Origin of the sequence: Skermanella mucosa, assembly GCF_016765655.2 — a bacterium.
GTDB lineage: Bacteria > Pseudomonadota > Alphaproteobacteria > Azospirillales > Azospirillaceae > Skermanella > Skermanella mucosa.
The window spans coordinates 5555866-5573090 of sequence record NZ_CP086106.1 but is presented as its reverse complement, the minus strand read 5'-3'; the positions used below and the strand labels follow the sequence as shown (position 1 = coordinate 5573090).

19 protein-coding genes are annotated in these 17225 nt (G+C 67.8%); 16 read left to right on the top strand and 3 right to left on the bottom strand.

Translation table 11 applies throughout. From position 1 onward, the window contains the following. Positions 1–2: 2 nt before the first annotated feature. Both JL100_RS25890 and JL100_RS25885 read right to left on the bottom strand, forming a co-directional pair. Positions 3–2543, bottom strand: a complete 2541-nt coding sequence (locus JL100_RS25890) for an ABC transporter permease (RefSeq protein ID WP_202680740.1) — start codon at positions 2541–2543, stop codon at positions 3–5. Between the two features lie 15 nt (positions 2544–2558). After that, positions 2559–3302 carry an ABC transporter ATP-binding protein gene (locus tag JL100_RS25885; RefSeq protein WP_202680739.1) on the bottom strand — a complete coding sequence of 248 codons (744 nt, stop codon included), beginning with the start codon at positions 3300–3302 and terminating at the stop codon, positions 2559–2561. On the opposite strand from JL100_RS25885, the gene JL100_RS25880 reads away from it, so the two are divergent. From JL100_RS25880 to JL100_RS25860, 5 genes are all read left to right on the top strand, one after another. Then, complete coding sequence (locus JL100_RS25880; RefSeq protein WP_202680738.1) at positions 3301–4035, top strand: arylesterase; 735 nt, start codon at positions 3301–3303, stop codon at positions 4033–4035. The genes JL100_RS25885 and JL100_RS25880 overlap by 2 nt on opposite strands. A gap of 5 nt (positions 4036–4040) precedes the next feature. After that, positions 4041–5183 carry an FIST signal transduction protein gene (locus JL100_RS25875; RefSeq protein ID WP_228420913.1) on the top strand — a complete coding sequence of 381 codons (1143 nt, stop codon included), beginning with the start codon at positions 4041–4043 and terminating at the stop codon, positions 5181–5183. A 50-nt stretch (positions 5184–5233) separates the two neighbouring features. Beyond that, a complete protein-coding gene (locus JL100_RS25870) occupies positions 5234–6277 on the top strand; it encodes an NADP(H)-dependent aldo-keto reductase (protein WP_202680736.1) in 1044 nt (347 codons plus the stop codon). Positions 6278–6319: 42 nt separating this feature from the next. Then, positions 6320–6856 (top strand): RNA 2',3'-cyclic phosphodiesterase, encoded by a 537-nt coding sequence (gene thpR, locus JL100_RS25865; RefSeq protein WP_202680735.1) that lies wholly within the window; start codon positions 6320–6322, stop codon positions 6854–6856. Between the two features lie 248 nt (positions 6857–7104). Next, a complete protein-coding gene (locus JL100_RS25860; RefSeq protein WP_202680734.1) occupies positions 7105–8121 on the top strand; it encodes an aspartate-semialdehyde dehydrogenase in 1017 nt (338 codons plus the stop codon). Between the two features lie 96 nt (positions 8122–8217). Here JL100_RS25860 and JL100_RS25855 read toward each other — a convergent pair whose 3' ends face one another. Continuing rightward, positions 8218–8421 (bottom strand): type II toxin-antitoxin system Phd/YefM family antitoxin, encoded by a 204-nt coding sequence (locus JL100_RS25855; protein ID WP_202680733.1) that lies wholly within the window; start codon positions 8419–8421, stop codon positions 8218–8220. Positions 8422–8695: 274 nt separating this feature from the next. On the opposite strand from JL100_RS25855, the gene JL100_RS25850 reads away from it, so the two are divergent. The 11 genes from JL100_RS25850 to JL100_RS25800 all read left to right on the top strand — a co-directional run bounded on the left by JL100_RS25850 (position 8696) and on the right by JL100_RS25800 (position 17208). After that, positions 8696–9205: an SUF system Fe-S cluster assembly regulator gene (locus tag JL100_RS25850; RefSeq protein ID WP_202680732.1), complete on the top strand. Its 510-nt coding sequence runs from the start codon at positions 8696–8698 to the stop codon at positions 9203–9205. Next, positions 9189–10670, top strand: coding sequence for a Fe-S cluster assembly protein SufB (sufB, locus tag JL100_RS25845; RefSeq protein ID WP_202680731.1), 1482 nt, complete (start codon positions 9189–9191; stop codon positions 10668–10670). The genes JL100_RS25850 and sufB overlap by 17 nt, the downstream gene beginning before the upstream one ends. Before the next feature lie 6 nt (positions 10671–10676). Next, a complete protein-coding gene (locus JL100_RS25840; RefSeq protein WP_202680730.1) occupies positions 10677–11165 on the top strand; it encodes a DUF29 domain-containing protein in 489 nt (162 codons plus the stop codon). A 40-nt stretch (positions 11166–11205) separates the two neighbouring features. After that, a complete protein-coding gene (gene sufC / locus JL100_RS25835) occupies positions 11206–11958 on the top strand; it encodes a Fe-S cluster assembly ATPase SufC (RefSeq protein ID WP_202680729.1) in 753 nt (250 codons plus the stop codon). Between the two features lie 14 nt (positions 11959–11972). Beyond that, positions 11973–13313, top strand: coding sequence for a Fe-S cluster assembly protein SufD (sufD, locus tag JL100_RS25830; RefSeq protein WP_202680728.1), 1341 nt, complete (start codon positions 11973–11975; stop codon positions 13311–13313). A 24-nt stretch (positions 13314–13337) separates the two neighbouring features. Then, the gene (locus JL100_RS25825; RefSeq protein ID WP_202680727.1) at positions 13338–14606 is read left to right on the top strand and encodes a cysteine desulfurase; all 1269 of its coding nucleotides are present in this window, start codon (positions 13338–13340) and stop codon (positions 14604–14606) included. Next, positions 14606–15088 carry a Fe-S cluster assembly sulfur transfer protein SufU gene (sufU, locus tag JL100_RS25820; RefSeq protein ID WP_228420912.1) on the top strand — a complete coding sequence of 161 codons (483 nt, stop codon included), beginning with the start codon at positions 14606–14608 and terminating at the stop codon, positions 15086–15088. The genes JL100_RS25825 and sufU overlap by 1 nt, the downstream gene beginning before the upstream one ends. A 40-nt stretch (positions 15089–15128) precedes the next feature. Then, positions 15129–15485, top strand: coding sequence for an SUF system Fe-S cluster assembly protein (locus JL100_RS25815; RefSeq protein ID WP_228420911.1), 357 nt, complete (start codon positions 15129–15131; stop codon positions 15483–15485). A 62-nt stretch (positions 15486–15547) separates the two neighbouring features. Then, positions 15548–15886, top strand: a complete 339-nt coding sequence (locus JL100_RS25810; protein ID WP_202680725.1) for a HesB/IscA family protein — start codon at positions 15548–15550, stop codon at positions 15884–15886. Between the two features lie 48 nt (positions 15887–15934). Further along, positions 15935–16609 (top strand): energy-coupling factor ABC transporter ATP-binding protein, encoded by a 675-nt coding sequence (locus JL100_RS25805; RefSeq protein ID WP_202680724.1) that lies wholly within the window; start codon positions 15935–15937, stop codon positions 16607–16609. Further along, positions 16609–17208 carry an energy-coupling factor transporter transmembrane component T family protein gene (locus JL100_RS25800; protein WP_202680723.1) on the top strand — a complete coding sequence of 200 codons (600 nt, stop codon included), beginning with the start codon at positions 16609–16611 and terminating at the stop codon, positions 17206–17208. The genes JL100_RS25805 and JL100_RS25800 overlap by 1 nt, the downstream gene beginning before the upstream one ends. Positions 17209–17225 lie beyond the last annotated feature (17 nt).

The following is a 17225-nucleotide window of genomic DNA, read 5'->3' as shown; positions in this document are numbered from 1 at the left end:
CCTCAATCGTTCCGCAGCAGCGGTGCGGCCGGCTGGCCGAGCGCCCGCCATGTGCCGACGAAGCCGAAGGCCAGCGTGATCGCGGTGCAGAGCGCCGCCGTGACCAGCACGGCCGACGGCAGGAAGGTCCATTCCCAATCCATCACCTGGGTCAGCACCGCCCAGGCGGTGATGGTGCCGATGGCGCCCGCGATCGCGGCGGTGATCAGCCCCAGCAGGCCGTATTCGACCAGGAAGGCCTTCAGCACGTCGGCGCGGGTGGCGCCGAGCACCTTCAGGACGACCGAGTCGTAGACCCGGCGCCGGTGCCCGGCGGCCACCGCGCCGGCGAGGACCAGGGTGCCGGCCAGCAGCGTGATGGCGGCGGTGACCCTGACGGCGGTGCCGATATTGCCGAGCAGCTCGTTGACGGTGTCCAGCGCGTCCTTGACCCGGACCGAGGTGATGTTGGCGAAGCGGTCGGTCACCGCACGCTGGATCAGGGGTTCCGCCTCCGGCGTGGCGCGGACGGTCGCCAGGAAGGTCTGGGGTGCGCCTTCCAGGATTCCGGGGGAGAAGATCATGGTGAAGTTGATGTTCATGGTCGAGAAGTCGATCGCCCGGATGCTGGCGACTTCCGCCGTCAGGTCACGGCCCAGCACGTTGACCGTGATGTCGTCGCCCAGCTTGAGGCCGAACGCCTCGGCGATGTCGGAATAGATCGAGATCAGCGGCTTGCCCCGGTAATCCTCCGGCCACCATTGGCCGGCGATGATCTCCGCGTCGACCGGCGGGCGCGCCGAATAGGTGATGCCGCGGTCGCCGCGCAGCACCCAGGAATGTTCCGGATTGACGATCGCCTGCTCGGCGTCCACGCCCTTGGCCTTGGCGATACGGCCGCGCAGCATCGGCACTTCCCGCAGGTCGGTGGCGCCGGGCACGCCCAGCACGGTCGCGTTGAATGCTTCCCGCTGGTTCGGCTGGATGTCGATGAAGAAATAAGCCGGGGCGTCCTTCGGGATGCTCTCGTTGACGCGGGCGGAGAAGTTGCCCTCGATCAGGGCGATGGCGACCAGGACGGTCAGCCCCAGGCCCAGCGACAGCACGACGCTGCCGGTCGGGTTGCCCGGCCGGTGCAGGTTGGCCAGCGCCAGACGGAAACCGGGATGGCGCGGCCGGCCGGCCCGCGCGGCAGCCCAGGTGACGCCCTGGGCCGCCGCCCGGAACGCCAGCAGGGTCACGAAGGCGCCGCCGACGAACCAGGCGGCGAATAGCTTCTCCTGCGCGGTCAGGATCGCGAGCGCCGCCAGCGCCAGCCCGGACAGGACGCCGGCCACCAGGTAGGCGCCGCGGGGACGTCCGCCCGCGGGAGAGACCACGTCGCGGAACAGCGCGCCCGCCGGCACCTCGCGCGCCCGGCCCAGCGGCCACAGGGAAAAGGTCAGGGCGGTCAGGAAGCCGAAGGCGGCGGCGATGGCGAGGCCGCCGGGATAGACCCCGATGCGGGCGGTGATCGGCAGCACGTCGGCCAGGACGGCCGCCGCGACCAGGGGGGCGACCGCGCCGATGACCAGGCCGAGCGCGATCCCGAGCGAGGCCAGGACCAGGATCTGGAGCAGGTAGGCCTGGAACACCAGCGGCCCCGGCGCGCCGACGCATTTCAGCGTCGCGATGGTCGCGACTTTGCCGTCGAGATAGCTGCGCACGGCGTTGCCGACCCCGACGCCGCCCACCAGCAATGCTGTCAGCCCGACCAGCGTCAGGAACAGGGTCAGGCGGGTGATGAAACGCTCGATCTGCGGGGCGGCGTTGGTGAAGTCGCGCACCCGCCAGCTTTGCTCGGGGAAGCGGGCCTGGAGGTCGGCCTGCCACGCCTGGAGGTCGGTGCCGGGGGCCAATCCGATCCGGTAGTGCCAGTAGATCATGCTGCCGGGCTGGATCAGGCCGGTGCTTTCCAGCGCGTCCAGGTCGATCAGCAGGCGCGGCCCCAGGGTGAAGCCGCCCCCGCCGGCCCGGTCGGGCTCCCGCAGGATGGTGCCGCGGATTTGGAAGGATGTCTCGCCGACCCGCACGGTGTCGCCGACGGCCACGTCCAGGCGCTGGCCCACGGTCTCCTCGACCACGGCGCCCCAGACGCCATCCCGCCTGGCGATCGCGTCGGGGAGGCCGCCGCCTTCGCGCAGGGTGAAATCGCCGTAGAGCGGATAGCTGTCGTCCACCGCCTTCAGCTCCACCAGGGTGGAGCGGGCGCCGTCCTCGCGCCGGGCCATGGCGCGGGCATCCGCCGCGACCGAGACGCGGCCCTGGCCGTCCAGGTAGGAGCGTTCCGCCCCGCCGATGGGGTTGTAAAGCACGCGCAGCGCCACGTCGCCGCCGAGGATCGCCCTGCCGTCGGCGCGCAGACCCTCGATGATGCCGCCGGACAGCGACTGGACCGTCGCGATGGCCGCGACGCCCAGGGTCAGGCAGGCGAGGAAGATCCGGAAGCCCTTGAGTCCGCCGCGCAGCTCCCGCCGCGCGATGGTCCAGGCGACGGACAGGGTGGACAGGGAAAAGCCGTTCATCAAAGGTGTCCGGGATCAGATGCCGGAGGCGCGGACGGGGCGGAGGTCGGCCTTGGCATCGCCGGCGCTCTCGATCCTGCCGTCGGCGACCCGGACCGCCCGGTCGCAGCGGGCGGCGAGGCTGGTGTCATGGGTGATCAGCACCAGGGTGGCGCCCCGATTGGCCGCGAGGTCGAACATCAGCCTGATGACCTGGGCGCCAGTCTCGCCATCCAGGTTGCCGGTCGGCTCGTCCGCCAGAAGCAGCGACGGCTCGGCGGCGAAGGCGCGGGCCAGAGCCACGCGCTGCTGCTCGCCGCCGGAGAGCTGCCCGGGATAGTGGGTGACCCGGTGCTTCAGCCCGACCGCCTCCAGCCCGGCGCGGGCGCGGTCGAAGGCGTCGGACAGCCCGGCGAACTCCAGCGGGATCGCGACGTTCTCCAGCGCGGTCATGGTCGGGATCAGGTGGAACGCCTGGAACACGATTCCGACATGGTCGCGCCGGAAGCGGGCCAGCTTGTCCTCGTCCAGGGTGCCCAGGTCCTTGCCGGCGACCCTGACCAAGCCGCTGGTCGGCCGTTCCAATCCCGCCATGATCATCATCATGGTCGACTTGCCCGAGCCCGAGGGACCGACGACGCTGACCGTCTCGCCGCGCCTCACGGTGAGATCTATGCCTCGCAGGATGTTGACGGGACCGGCGGCACTGTCCAGCTTTAGGTGGACGTCGGCCAGTTCGACGATCAGGTCATCCCGAGAAGCAGCATCGGACTTCGCCATGGGTCTTCCAGACATTCGTGACAGCTCAAGCGGATATGGCACGTGCCACCGGCTTTTCAACGCAGGTGCGAAGACCGCCGCCGCCGCGGGGCTGGCGCTGCTGGCCCTGGTGACGGCGCCGGCGGTCGCCCCGGCCGGATGGTCCGCGCTCGCCGCGGAGCCGGTCAGGATCCTGGCGCTGGGCGACAGCCTGACCGCCGGCTACGGGTTGCCCGAGCGGGACGGCTTCACCGCTCGGCTCCAGCGGGCGTTGCGCGACCAGGGTTACCAGGCGGACGTCATCAATGCCGGCGTGTCGGGCGACACGACGGCCGGCGGGCGGGCGCGGCTGGAATGGGCCTTGGCCGACAATCCCCGGGCCGCCGTGGTGGCGCTGGGCGCCAACGACGGACTGCGCGGCATCGATCCGGCATCCACCCGCGAGAACCTGGATGCCATCCTGGCAATCCTGAAGGAGCGCAACGTCCCGACCCTGCTCGCCGGAATGTACGCGCCACCGAACCTGGGTCGTGATTACGGCGAACGTTTCAACGCGATTTACCCGGACCTCGCGGCGAAATACGATGTCCCCCTCTATCCTTTCTTCCTGGAAGGGGTGGCGCTCGACCGCAAGCTGAATCAGGAGGACGGCATGCATCCCAATGCCCAGGGCGTGGCGATCATGGTGGACGGCATCCTGCCGCATCTGACCGGGCTGCTCGACGATCTCCCGCAGCGGGATCCGAAGGGATGAGCGGGATGGACGCACCCACGGGGGCCCGCTTCGCCTCTGCCGCCGCGACCGGCGAGGACTGGCGCACCACGGTCAAGGCCTGCCTGGACAAGCTGGGGCCGGTCGAAGGCTGCAACCTGGGTTTCCTGTACATCTCGGACGCGCTGGCGGCCGACGCGGTCAGCATCGTGACGCTGATGCGCGGGGTCACCGGCATCAAGGACTGGGTCGGCACGGTCGGGATCGGGGTCTGCGCCACGGGCGAGGAGCTGTTCGACCGTCCGGCCATCGCGGTGATGGCCGCCCAGCTTCCGCCCGGCAGCTTCCACCTGCCGGCGCCGATCACCGAGAGCATCGAGGGGTTCGAGCCCGAGACGGCGGAATGGCTGAAGACCCACGCCCCGGTCCTGGGGCTGGTCCATGGCGACCCGCGCAACCCGCAGACCCATGAGATCATCCCCGAACTGTCCGACGCGCTGGGAGGCTTCCTGGTCGGCGGGCTGACTTCGTCGCGGACCAACTATGGGCAGTTCGGCGGCCGACCCGGCACGGCCCCGGTGGTCGAGGGCGGCGTGTCCGGCGTGCTGTTCTCCGCCGAGGTGCCGGTCGCGACCGGCCTTACCCAGGGATGCACGCCGATCGGGCCGATCCACAAGATCACCCGCGCCCAGAACAACATCATCGTCGAGATCGACGGAAGGCCCGCGCTGGAGGTCTTCAAGGAAGACATCGGCGAACTGCTGGCACGCGACCTTCGCCGGGTCGCCGGCTATATCTTCGCGGCGCTTCCGATCACCGGGTCCGACACCGGGGATTACCTGGTGCGCAACCTGGTCGGCATCGACCCGAACCACGGACTGATCGCGATCGGCGACATGGTCGAGCCGGGCCGCAGCATCATGTTCGCGCGGCGCGACCGGGCGAGCGCCGAGGCCGACCTGGAACGCATGCTGGCGATGCTGAAGAAGCGGCTGACGGGACCGCCACGCGGCGGTATCTACGTGTCGTGCCTGGCGCGCGGGCCGGCGCTGTTCGGCGACGACAGCGAGGAGTTGAAGGCGATCCGCGATCAGCTGGGCGATTTCCCGCTGGTGGGATTTTTCGCCAATGGGGAGATTTCCCACAACAGGCTCTACGGCTATACCGGCGTACTCACGCTTTTCCTCTGAAGCGTCCCGCCGGGGCCGCGAACCTTCAAGCCTGTCAATCAAGGATCCACATGGAATACCGTCCTTTGGGCCGCACCGACGTGCGGGTCAGCGCGATCTGCCTGGGCACCATGACCTGGGGCCGCCAGAACACCGAGGCCGAAGGCCACGCCCAGATGGACTACGCGCTGGAGCGCGGCGTCAATTTCTGGGACACGGCGGAGATGTACGCGATCCCGCCGATCGAGGAAAGCTACGGCTCGACCGAGCGGATCATCGGCTCCTGGTTCGCCAGCCGGGGCGGGCGCGACAAAGTGGTGCTGGCGACCAAGGCGATCGGCCGCTCGCCCGGCGGCTTCGCCTGGGTCCGCGAGGGCAAGGCCCGGCTGGACCGGGAGAACCTGGTGCGCGCGGTCGAGGACAGCCTGACCCGGCTGCGCACCGATTACATCGACCTGTACCAGCTCCACTGGCCCGACCGGACCACGGCCCGCTTCGGCGCCCGCGGCTGGAAGGGCGGCGACGACGAGGGCGCCACCCCGATCGAGGAGACCTTGCGGGCGCTGGACGAGCTGGTCCGCTCGGGCAAGATCCGCCATGTCGGCCTGTCCAACGAGACGCCCTGGGGCACCATGGCGTTCCTGCGGCTGGCCGACGAGCTGGGGCTGCCGCGGGTGGTCAGCGTCCAGAACGCCTACAACCTGTTGAACCGGACCTACGAGGACGGGCTGGCCGAGGTGTCGATCCGCGAACAGTGCGGGCTGCTGGCCTATTCGCCGCTGGCGGCGGCGACCCTGACCGGCAAATACCTGGACGGACGCATCCCGCCGGGGACCCGCCGCGCGCTGGACCACCGCAAGTCCCGCTATGACAAGGTGAACGCCGACGCGGCGGTGCGGGCCTATCTGGACGTGGCGAAGCGCCACGGGCTGGACCCGGCGCAGATGGCGCTGGCCTTCGTCACCCGGCAGCCTTTCGTGACTTCGAACATCATCGGCGCGACGTCGATGGAGCACTTGAAGACGAACATCGATTCGATCGGGATCACGCTGGACGAAGAGGTGTTGAAGGATATCGGGGAGGTCAACGCCCGGTTCCCGAACCCCTGTCCCTGATCCTCTTCCTGATCCTGCCCCTGATGCTCGCGGTGCGTTGCTATGATCCGTCTGTTCGTCGCCCTTGAGCTGCCCGAGGCCGTCCGCGAGCGTCTGGTCGGCCTGGGCGGCGGCGTGCCCGGTGCCCGCTGGACCGAGCCGGAGAACCTGCACTTGACGGTGCGCTTCATCGGCGAGGTCGAGAACGGCCTGCTGCCCGACATCGACGCGGCGCTGGGAAGCGTCTCCGCCCCGGCCTTCGACCTCGTGCTGGACGGGGTCGGGCAGTTCGGCAGCGGCAGCCGGGCGCGCCTTCTGTGGGCCGGGGTGGAGCGAAACGACGCCCTGGTCCACCTGAACCAGAAGGTCGAATCGGCGCTGGTCCGCGCCGGGCTGCCGCGCGAGGAGCGGCGCTTCAGCCCGCACGTGACCCTGGCCCGCCTGCGCGATACGCCCCAGGAGCGGGTCGGGCGCTTCATCCAGGACCGCGGCCTGTTCCGCGCCGGACCGATCCGGGTGGAGCACTTCACCCTGTTCGAGAGCCGGCCGGGCAACGGCGGACCGGTCTATGACCCGTTGAGGGAATACCCGCTGGGGTGAGGCGAAAGGGACGCTTTACAAATTTCGGGAGCCTTGGTAACAGACAGGTCATGAACCGTTCGCGCGCCATCAAGACTACCACCTGCAAAACGACCCGCTGCGGCGGGCCGTCGTCCGGTGGTATGCGTTGATCGGTTAGAGACGCTTCATCCACCACGAAGGCCCCGCCGGACACGGACGGGGCCTCGTCGTATCGGGGGTTCGTCCTGCGCTCAGTACGGGCATGCAACAGGACGGAACTTGATCCCATGAGCCCCTCTTCGAACCCCTCCCCCCGCCGCGTCGCCATCGTCGGCGCCACCGGCGCCGTCGGCCGCGAAATGGTCAGCGTGCTTCACCGCCGCGCCTTCCCGGTGGCCGAGCTCGGCCTGTTCGCCTCGGAGCGCAGCGCCGGCCGCACGATGGAAACGCCGTTCGGCGTGAAGACCCTGGCCGCCTTCGACCCGGACGTGGTCAAGGGCTACGACATCGTCCTGATGGCGGTGTCCGGCGACTTCGCCAAGGAGCACGCGCCGACGCTGGCCTCGGCCGGCGCCGTCGTGATCGACAATTCCTCGGCCTTCCGCTACGACCCCGAGATCCCGCTGATCGTGCCGGAGATCAATGCCGGCGCGCTCGGCACCAGCCGGCTGATCGCCAACCCCAACTGCACCACGGCCATCCTGGTGCTGGCGCTGGGTCCGCTCCACCGGGCGTTCGGCCTGAAGCGGGTGATCGTCTCCACCTACCAGGCGACCAGCGGCGCCGGAGCGGAGGGCATGGCCGAGCTTGAGGAGCAGACCCGCAACCAGCTTTCCGGCCTTCCGGTCGCCAACAGCGTCTTCCGCCACCCGATCCCGTTCAACGTCATTCCCCAGATCGACGCCTTCCAGGACAACGGCTACACCAAGGAAGAGATGAAGGTGACGTGGGAGAGCCGGAAGATCCTGGGCATCCCGGATCTGCCGGCGAGCTGCACGGCGGTGCGCATCCCGACGTACCGCGCCCATTCCGAGAGCGTCACCATCGAGACGGAACGCCCGGTGACCGCCGACGCGGCCCGCGCGGTGCTGGCCGAGGCCCCCGGCGTCAAGCTGGCCGACGATCCGGCCAACGGCGTCTACCCGATGCCCTTGACCGCGACCGGCGAGTTCGACGTCGAGGTCGGCCGCATCCGCGCCAACCCGGTGTTCGGCGGGAACGGTCTGGACTTCTTCCTCTGCGGCGATCAGCTGCTCAAGGGCGCGGCGCTGAACGCGGTGCAGATCGCGGAGCTGACGCTCTGACGGCCCGGCGGCGGAACATGGAGTGAGCGAGGCGGGCGGCCGGGAGGTCGTCCGCCTTTTCTTTCCGGGGCCGGAGGCAAGTGTCGAGACAATACATCAATGACGGCTGTCATCGCGCATGGTGCGGACGAAATCGCCGGCGGTCCCTGTCTGCGCAGACATGGTTTCGGTATGCGCCCTCAGCATGGCAAGCGAGATGGGCCTGCTTCGGCGTATGATGCAGACCTCTTCCCCTGAGGCGGCCTTCGCCACCAGTTCGCCGAGTTCAGCTTTGGCATCGGCGAGGTTGGCCGTGCTCATGATGGTGCTCCTGACCGGTTCAGTGGACGGTGGGCGGCTCGCCGCCATCCACGGGATTGTGCAGGTGCGGCCAACTTCCCGGATAGGGCCCCTGGCCCAGGGCTGATAGCGGCGGAATGTCGCAGTCTGCCCCTGTGTCCCTAAAGCCCCACAAATGCACTGGGTCTTCCGCGAGCCCGCTGAAAGGCCTATGATAAGGCCACCTTCCGCCTTGACTTTCGCACCGCGCTCCTCACTTAATCAGTACCAGATTGGTACGGATTGAGGCGCCGATATGATCAAGCTCAGCAAGATGACGGACTACGCGGTCGTCGTGATGGCGCGCATGGCGCGCGACGGCGCCTGCGTCCAGACCGTCCCGCAGCTTGCCGAGCGTACCGGCGTGCCGGCCCCGACCGTCGCGAAGCTCATGAAGCTGCTGGCCCCCGCCGGCCTGATGGAATCCCACCGCGGGGCCGCCGGCGGGTACCGGCTGACCCGCGCGGCCGAGGGGATCTCGATCGCCGAGATCATCAGCGCGGTGGACGGGCCGATCGCCCTGACCGCCTGCGTCGACGGCGCGGAGGGGAATTGCGATGTCGAGAGCCTGTGCCCCATGCGGGGCAACTGGGACAAGGTCAACCGCGCGGTGCGCCGCGCGCTGGAAGAGGTTTCGCTGGCGGACATGACGGCGGTGCCGACATTCATCCCGCCACCCGACCAATTGCCCGACATGACAACGAATAACCGTCGGACCGGACGGACTATGAGGGAAATAGGAGAGAAGCATGGCTGCGACGCTTGAGACTGTCGAACAGGTCCGGGCCGTTACGGAACAGAAGTACAAGTACGGCTTCTTCACCGACATCGAGTCGGAAACCGCTCCCAAGGGCCTGAGCGAGGACATCGTCCGGTTCATCTCGGCGCGCAAGAACGAGCCGGAATGGCTGCTGGAATGGCGCCTGAAGGCCTATCGCCACTGGCTGACCATGGAAGAGCCGAACTGGGCCAAGCTGGGCTACCCGGCGATCGACTACCAGGACGCCTATTATTACTCGGCACCCAAGGTGGCGTCCAAGCCCAAGAGCCTGGACGAGGTCGATCCCGAGTTGCTGCGGACCTACGAGAAGCTGGGCATCCCGCTGAAGGAGCAGGCGATCCTGGCCGGCGTCGAGGGCGCCGGGGACAGCCCGTCCATCGCGGTCGACGCCGTGTTCGACAGCGTGTCGGTGGCGACCACCTTCAAGAAGAAGCTTGAAGAGAAGGGCATCATCTTCTGCCCGATCTCCGAGGCGGTGCAGAACCATCCCGAGCTGGTCAAGAAGTACATGGGTTCGGTGGTGCCGTATTCGGACAACTTCTTCGCGACGCTGAACTCGGCCGTCTTCACCGATGGGTCGTTCGTCTACATCCCCAAGGGCGTCCGCTGCCCGATGGAGCTGTCGACTTATTTCCGGATCAACGCCAAGAACACCGGCCAGTTCGAGCGGACGCTGATCATCGCCGACGAGGGCAGCTATGTCAGCTATCTGGAAGGCTGCACGGCGCCCCAGCGCGACGAGAACCAGTTGCACGCCGCCGTGGTCGAGCTGATCACCCACGACGACGCGCAGATCAAGTACTCGACCGTCCAGAACTGGTATCCGGGCGACGAGAACGGCAAGGGCGGCATCTACAACTTCGTGACTAAGCGCGGCGCTTGCCGCGGCAAGAACTCGAAGATCTCGTGGACGCAGGTCGAGACCGGCTCGGCGATCACCTGGAAGTATCCGAGCTGCATCCTGCAGGGCGACAATTCGGTCGGGGAGTTCTACTCGGTCGCGATCACCAACAACCGCCAGCAGGCCGATACCGGCACCAAGATGATCCATATCGGCAAGAACACGAAGTCCACCATCGTGTCCAAGGGCATCTCGGCCGGCCGGGCCCAGAACACCTATCGCGGCCTGGTCAAGATCCTGCCGAAGGCGGAGGGGGCGCGGAACTTCACCCAGTGCGACAGCCTGCTGATCGGCGACAAGTGCGGCGCCCACACGGTCCCGTACATCGAGAGCCGGAACCGCAGCGCCCGCGTCGAGCACGAGGCGACCACGGCGAAGATCAGCGAGGACCAGATGTTCTACTGCCAGCAGCGCGGCCTGTCCTCCGAGGACGCCGTGTCGCTGATCGTCAACGGCTTCTGCAAGGAGGTCCTGAAGGAACTCCCGATGGAGTTCGCGGTCGAGGCGCAGAAGCTGGTCGGCATCAGCCTGGAAGGCAGCGTGGGGTAACAGGCCATGACAGGGCAGCCAGCATCCAAGCCCGAAACCAAGTATGAGACGGACTATGTGGCGTGGACGCGCGAGCAGGCCGAAATGCTCCGCTCCCGCCGCTGGGACGGCCTCGATCTTGACCATCTGATCGAGGAGATCGAAGATTTGGGCGGCAGCGATCTGGCCGCGGTGGAAAGCCATCTCGTGCGGGTGGTCGAACACCTGCTGAAGCTGGAGCATTCGCCGGCCCGGAACCCGCGCGACGGGTGGGAAGACAGCGTCGATACCCATCGCGCGCTGACGGAACGGCGGATCGCCCGGAGCAAGTCGCTGGTCCGACGCATCGATCTGGACGGCATCTATCGTACCGCCCGCCGGCTGGCGGCGAAGAGCCTCCAGCGCCACGACGGCTTGGATCCGGCCGTCCTGCCGACGGAATGCCCCTACACGCTCGACCAGATCCTCGATCCGGACTGGCTGCCCGAGAATACCGCCTTCCCCGAGCGCGCCTGACGGCGCCGCCACCAACCCAATTCGATACGGAACCGCAACGATGCTCGAAATCAAGAATCTTCACGTCAACGTCGCCGACAAGCCGATCCTGAAGGGCCTGGACCTGACCATCGGCGCCGGCGAGGTGCATGCCATCATGGGGCCGAACGGCGCCGGCAAGAGCACGCTGGGCTATGCGCTGGCGGGCCGCGATGGCTATGAGGTTACCGAGGGCAGCGTGACCTACAAGGGGCAGGACCTGCTGGAGATGGAGCCGGACGAGCGCGCCGCCTCGGGCGTGTTCCTGGCCTTCCAGTACCCGGTCGAGATCCCCGGCGTGTCCAACACCACCTTCCTGAAGTCGGCGCTCAACTCCATCCGCAAGGCGCGCGGGGAGAAGGAGCTCGACGCCATGGAGTTCCTGAAGCTGATCAGGGCCAAGACGAAGCAGCTCGGCATGACCGACGAGATGCTGAAGCGCGCGGTCAACGTGGGCTTTTCCGGCGGCGAGAAGAAGCGCAACGAGGTGCTTCAGATGGCCGTCCTGGACCCGGCGTTCTGCGTGCTGGACGAGACCGACAGCGGGCTCGACATCGACGCGCTGCGCATCGTGGCCGACGGCGTCAACGCGCTGCGCGGCCCGGAGCGCGGCATCCTGGTGATCACCCACTATCAGCGCCTGCTGGACTACATCGTTCCGGACAAGGTCCACGTGCTGGCCAACGGCCGTATCGTGCGCACCGGCGACAAGAGCCTGGCGCTGGAGCTGGAAGAGAAGGGCTACGCCGAGTTCGGCGTGGACGAGGCCGCCTGATGGCGAAGAATTCAATGACGACCGATACCAACACGATCCAGCCCTACCTGGACCATCACGGCCGGGTGGCGGCCGCCCTTCCCGGCGGCGAGCTGCCCTGGCTGGCCGGGCTGCGCGAGACCGGCCTCGCCCGGTTCAGCCGGCAGGGTTTCCCGACCGCCCGGGTCGAGGCGTGGCGCTACACCAGCCTCCGCCCGCTGGAGAAGGTCGCGTTCGAACCGGCGTCCGCCGCGGGCGGGGCGGTGTCGATCGACGTGCTTCCGACCGTCATGCCGGCCGGGCAGGCGTCGCACCGCCTTGTGTTCGTCGACGGAGCCTTCCGCGCGGACCTCTCCTCCGTCGGCGCGCTGCCGGAGGGGGCCGTCGTGACCTCCCTGAGGCAGGCGCTGACCGGGCATGCCGCCCTGCTGGAGCGCTACCTGGGCCATGTCGGCGTGACCGACGCCAACCCGTTCCAGGCGCTGAACACCGCGTTCCTGGCTGATGGGCTGGTCGTCCACCTGCCCAAGGGCGTCGCAGTGAGCGAGCCGATCGAAGCCGTGTTCGTCGGCAGCGGCGGCGGTGCGGGAACCGGCAAGCCGACCATGCACCATCCGCGTATCCTGGTGGTGGCCGAGGCCAACGCCGAGGCGACGCTGGTCGAGCACCATGTCGGGCAGGGGGACGGCGTCTATTTCGCCAACCACGTGACCGAGATCGTGGCCGGCGAAGGCGCCCGGCTACATCACTACAAGGTGCAGCGGGAGAGCTCCCAGGCCTTCCACATGGCGACGGTCACCGCCGACCTCGCCAAGGACGCCAGCTACGACAATTTCGTGCTGACCATGGGCGGGCGGCTGTCACGCAATGAAATCAAGCCTGTGTTGAACGGCACGGGCGTCGAATGCCGGCTGTCGGGTTCCTACATGGTGAACGGTCAGCAGCACTGCGACACCACCACGGTGATCGATCACGCCCAGCCCCACTGCACCAGCCGCGAGGTCTACAAGGGCGTCATCGACGGCAACGCCAAGGCGGTGTTCCAGGGCAAGATCATCGTGCGCCCGGACGCGCAGAAGACCGACGGCTACCAGCTGAACCGGGCGCTGCTGCTGTCCGACACGGCCGAGATCGACAGCAAGCCCGAACTGGAGATCTACGCCGACGACGTGAAATGCAGCCACGGCGCCACCGCCGGCGAACTGGACGACGACCAGCTGTTCTATCTGCGCTCCCGCGGCATCGACCTGGAGAGCGCCCGGAACCTGCTGATCGCCGCCTTCCTGGCGGACGCGATCGAGGAAGTCCGGATCGACACGGTGCGCGAGGCTTTCCAGGGCATGGTTACCGGCTGGCTGAAGACCCAGCGTGTCTGAGGCTCCCAGGGATCAGGAAACGACATGAACGAGATCACCAAGGTGCGGCAGGGTTTCGATAGCGGAACGGCGACGGGATATGACGTGGAGGAGGTCCGCAAGGACTTCCCCATCCTGTCGCGCACCATCTACGACAAGCCGCTGGTCTATCTGGACAGTGCCGCCAGCGCCCAGAAACCGCGCCGGGTGATCGACGCCATGGTTTCCTGCATGACGGAGGAATACTCCAACGTGCACCGGGGCGTCCACTGGCTGAGCGCCACCGCGACCACGCGGTTCGAGGCGGCGCGGAAGACCGTGCAGCGCTTCATCAACGCCCGCGAGGACCGCGAGGTGGTCTTCACCCGCAGCGCCACCGAGGCGATCAACCTGGTGGCGGCGAGCTGGGGGCGGACCAACCTGCGCGAAGGCGACGAGATCGTCATTTCGCACATGGAACATCATGCCAACATCGTGCCGTGGCAGATGCTGCGGACCGAGAGGGGCATCGTCCTGAAGATCGTGCCGATCGACGAGTCCGGCACCCTGCTGATGGACGAGTACGAGAAGTTGTTGGGGCCGAAGACCAAGCTGGTCGCGATCAGCCACATGTCCAACGCGCTCGGCACCATCAACCCGGTCAAGGACATCGTCCGGATCGCCCACGCCAAGGGCATCCCGGTGCTGATCGACGGCTGCCAGGGCGTCACCCACCTGGGCGTGGACGTGCAGGACCTGGACGCCGACTTCTACGTCTTCTCCGGCCACAAGCTGTACGGCCCGACCGGCATCGGCGTGCTCTACGGCAAGGCCGAGATCCTGGAAGCCATGCCGCCTTACCAGGGCGGCGGCGACATGATCGCCCGCGTCACCTTCGAGGAGACGACCTTCAAGGGCATCCCGCACCGTTTCGAGGCCGGAACGCCGGCGATCGTCGAGGTGATCGGGCTGGGCGCGGCACTGGAATACCTGATGGAGCTGGGGCTGGACAGGATCGCGGCGCACGAGCGCGACCTGCTGGCCTACGCGACGGCGCAGCTGTCGGAGATCCCGGGGCTGCGGATCTACGGCACCTCGCCGAACAAGGCGAGCATCCTGTCCTTCACGCTGGGCGACGCCCATCCGCACGATATCGGAACGATCGTCGACCGGGCCGGCGTCGCGGTGCGGGCCGGGCACCATTGCGCCCAGCCGCTGATGGATTTCTACAATGTGCCGGCGACGGCGCGGGCTTCCTTTGCGCTCTACAACACCTTCGACGAGGTGGACGCGCTGGCGGCGTCGCTCCGCCGGGTCCAGGAGATCTTCGGGTGATGACGGGAGCGACGATGGACGACCTGCGGGACCTGTACCAGGAAGTCATCCTGGACCACGGCAAGAACCCCCGGAACCTCCGCCACCCGGAGGACAGCAACCGGGAAGCGCGCGGCGACAACCCGATGTGCGGCGACAAGGTCACCGTCTACCTGAAGGTGAGCCCCGACGGCATCGTCGAGGACGCCGCCTTCGAGGGGCGGGGCTGCGCCATCTCCACCGCCTCGGCCTCGATGATGACCGAGCTGGTGGCCGGCCGGACCGAGGCGGAGGTGAAGGCCCTGTTCGAGCGCTTCCACCAGATGTGCACCAAGGACGACCACGAGCACGTCCATGGCGAGGGCGTGGACGAGGAGGCCCTGGACAGGCTCCAGGTGCTGGCGGGGGTCCGCCAGTTCCCGATGCGGGTCAAGTGCGCCACCCTGGCGTGGCACACCCTGGACGCGGCTCTGGCGGGCGGCGCCAAGGCTTCTACCGAATGAATGGCGAATGAACGGGCGGCAGGTTCGAGGAGGCGATGAAATGCCAGACGATGTGAGCGGCCAAGTGCTGGAGCAGACCGGCGTGGTGGACAACGAGACCCTGATGGACCAGGTGGTCGACGCGATCAAGACCGTCTACGACCCGGAGATCCCGGTCAACATCTGGGAACTGGGGCTGGTCTACCGGGTCAACGTGGATGCGGAGAAGAACGTCGAGGTCGACATGACCCTGACGGCGCCGTCCTGTCCGGTGGCCGGCGAGATGCCGATGCAGGTGCAGCAGGTCATCGAGAATCTCGACGCCGTGAAGTCGTGCCGCGTCGAACTGGTCTGGGAACCGCCTTGGCATCCCGGCATGATGTCGGAAGAGGCCAAGGTCGCCCTGGATATGTTCTGATGCCGCGGATCGGCACTGAATTCGGCACCGGACAGAGCATGCAGAAGTCGGAGTAGGACGAAATGGCACTTCCCAAGGCAATGACGATCACCGACGCCGCCGCCGAGCGGGTCAAGCAGATCATGGCGAAGTCGGACAAGCCGGCCCTGGGGCTGCGCGTCGGCGTCAAGTCGCGCGGCTGCTCCGGACTCAGCTACACGGTCGAATACGCCGAAGAGATCAAGAAGTTCGAGGAAGTCGTCGAGGACAAGGGCGTCAAGATCCTGATCGATCCGGCCGCCACGATGTTCCTGATCGGCACCGAGATGGACTATGTGGACGACAAGATCCAATCCGGCTTCGTCTTCAAGAACCCCAACGAGAAGGCCCGCTGCGGCTGCGGCGAGAGCTTCAGCGTCTGACCGGCCGGCCCGTTCCGCGGCGCCTTCCCTGATGCGGGCCTTTCCTCCGTGATCGAACTTCGGCAGGTCAGCCACCGGTTCGGCGACCACCGGGTCCTGCGCGACGTGTCGGTGACCCTGGCGGAGCGCCGGGTCGCCGTGGTCGGCGCCAATGGTTCGGGCAAGAGCACCTTCGCCCGACTGCTGAACGGGCTGGTGGTGCCCGACGAAGGCTCGGTGCTGGTGGACGGCCTGGACACCCGGACCGACGGCAAGGCCGTCCGCCGCAAGGTCGGGTTCGTGTTCCAGGACCCGGATACCCAGATCGTCTATCCCACGGTCGATGAGGACGTCGCTTTCGGCCTGAAGAACCTGAAGCTGGACCGGGCCGAGATCGCCCGGCGGGTCGCCGCCGTGCTCGACCGCTACGGCCTGGCCGAACACCGGAGCCGCCCCGCGCACCTGCTGAGCGGCGGGCAGAAGCAGCTGCTGGCGATCTGCTCGGTGCTGGTGATGGAGCCGGCCTATGTCGTGTTCGACGAGCCGACGACGCTGCTCGACCTGCGCAACAAGCGGATGGTCATGGAGATCGTGGCTGGATTGCCCCAGGCCGCCGTCTTCATCTCCCACGACCTGGACCTGCTCGGCGGGTTCGACCGGGTGCTGGTCTTCGACGGCGGCCGGATCGTCGCCGACGACCGCCCGTCCGCCGCCCTGAAGCGCTATGTCGAGCTGATGGCCTGATGCTGGGGCTCTATATCGAGCGGAAGTCGCCGATCCACGCCCTGGCGCCCGGCGCCAAGATGCTGGCGCTGATGTTGGCGGCGGTCGGCCTGATTCAGGTCACCGATCCGCGACTCCTCGGCATAGTTCAGGCCGCTGCCCTGGGGCTGTTCGCCCTGGCGCGCCTGCCGCCGCGGGAGGTCGCCGCCCAGCTCCGCCCGGTGCTGCTGCTGGGGCTGTTCTTCTTCGCGGTCCACGCCCTGCTGGTCGGCTGGGAGAGTGGGCTGGTCACGGTCCTGCGCTTCACCATCCTGGTCTCGCTGGCGGTGCTGATCACCCTGACGACCCGGGTCTCGGACATGGTCGAGGCCCTGGAAGGGGGGCTTCGGCCCTTGCGCCGGGTCGGCGTCAATCCCGCCAAGGTCGGCCTGATGATCTCGCTCGCGATCCGCTTCGTGCCGCTGCTGATCGACTTGGTCCGCGAGATCCAGGCGGCCCAGCGGTCGCGAGGCCTGGAGCGGAGCGTCACCGCCGTGGCGGTGCCGCTGATCGTCAAGACCCTGCGCATGGCCAGCGTGCTGACCGACGCGATCGAGGCCCGCGGCTACGATCCGGATTGAGTTTCCCGCGCCGGTGC

Bases quoted from the DNA above. Each gene is read 5' to 3' on its own strand.
- JL100_RS25860 (WP_202680734.1), top strand. From the start codon at position 7,105: ATGAGCCCCTCTTCGAACCCCTCCCCCCGCCGCGTCGCCATCGTCGGC.
- JL100_RS25855 (WP_202680733.1), bottom strand. From the start codon at position 8,421: ATGAGCACGGCCAACCTCGCCGATGCCAAAGCTGAACTCGGCGAACTG.
- JL100_RS25885 (WP_202680739.1), bottom strand. From the start codon at position 3,302: ATGGCGAAGTCCGATGCTGCTTCTCGGGATGACCTGATCGTCGAACTG.
- JL100_RS25800 (WP_202680723.1), top strand. From the start codon at position 16,609: ATGCTGGGGCTCTATATCGAGCGGAAGTCGCCGATCCACGCCCTGGCG.
- sufU (WP_228420912.1), top strand. From the start codon at position 14,606: ATGACGGGAGCGACGATGGACGACCTGCGGGACCTGTACCAGGAAGTC.
- sufC (WP_202680729.1), top strand. From the start codon at position 11,206: ATGCTCGAAATCAAGAATCTTCACGTCAACGTCGCCGACAAGCCGATC.
- sufD (WP_202680728.1), top strand. From the start codon at position 11,973: ATGACGACCGATACCAACACGATCCAGCCCTACCTGGACCATCACGGC.
- JL100_RS25880 (WP_202680738.1), top strand. From the start codon at position 3,301: ATGGGTCTTCCAGACATTCGTGACAGCTCAAGCGGATATGGCACGTGC.
- JL100_RS25825 (WP_202680727.1), top strand. From the start codon at position 13,338: ATGAACGAGATCACCAAGGTGCGGCAGGGTTTCGATAGCGGAACGGCG.
- JL100_RS25850 (WP_202680732.1), top strand. From the start codon at position 8,696: ATGATCAAGCTCAGCAAGATGACGGACTACGCGGTCGTCGTGATGGCG.
- JL100_RS25810 (WP_202680725.1), top strand. From the start codon at position 15,548: ATGGCACTTCCCAAGGCAATGACGATCACCGACGCCGCCGCCGAGCGG.
- JL100_RS25890 (WP_202680740.1), bottom strand. From the start codon at position 2,543: ATGAACGGCTTTTCCCTGTCCACCCTGTCCGTCGCCTGGACCATCGCG.
- JL100_RS25815 (WP_228420911.1), top strand. From the start codon at position 15,129: ATGCCAGACGATGTGAGCGGCCAAGTGCTGGAGCAGACCGGCGTGGTG.
- JL100_RS25870 (WP_202680736.1), top strand. From the start codon at position 5,234: ATGGAATACCGTCCTTTGGGCCGCACCGACGTGCGGGTCAGCGCGATC.
- thpR (WP_202680735.1), top strand. From the start codon at position 6,320: ATGATCCGTCTGTTCGTCGCCCTTGAGCTGCCCGAGGCCGTCCGCGAG.
- sufB (WP_202680731.1), top strand. From the start codon at position 9,189: ATGGCTGCGACGCTTGAGACTGTCGAACAGGTCCGGGCCGTTACGGAA.
- JL100_RS25875 (WP_228420913.1), top strand. From the start codon at position 4,041: ATGGACGCACCCACGGGGGCCCGCTTCGCCTCTGCCGCCGCGACCGGC.
- JL100_RS25840 (WP_202680730.1), top strand. From the start codon at position 10,677: ATGACAGGGCAGCCAGCATCCAAGCCCGAAACCAAGTATGAGACGGAC.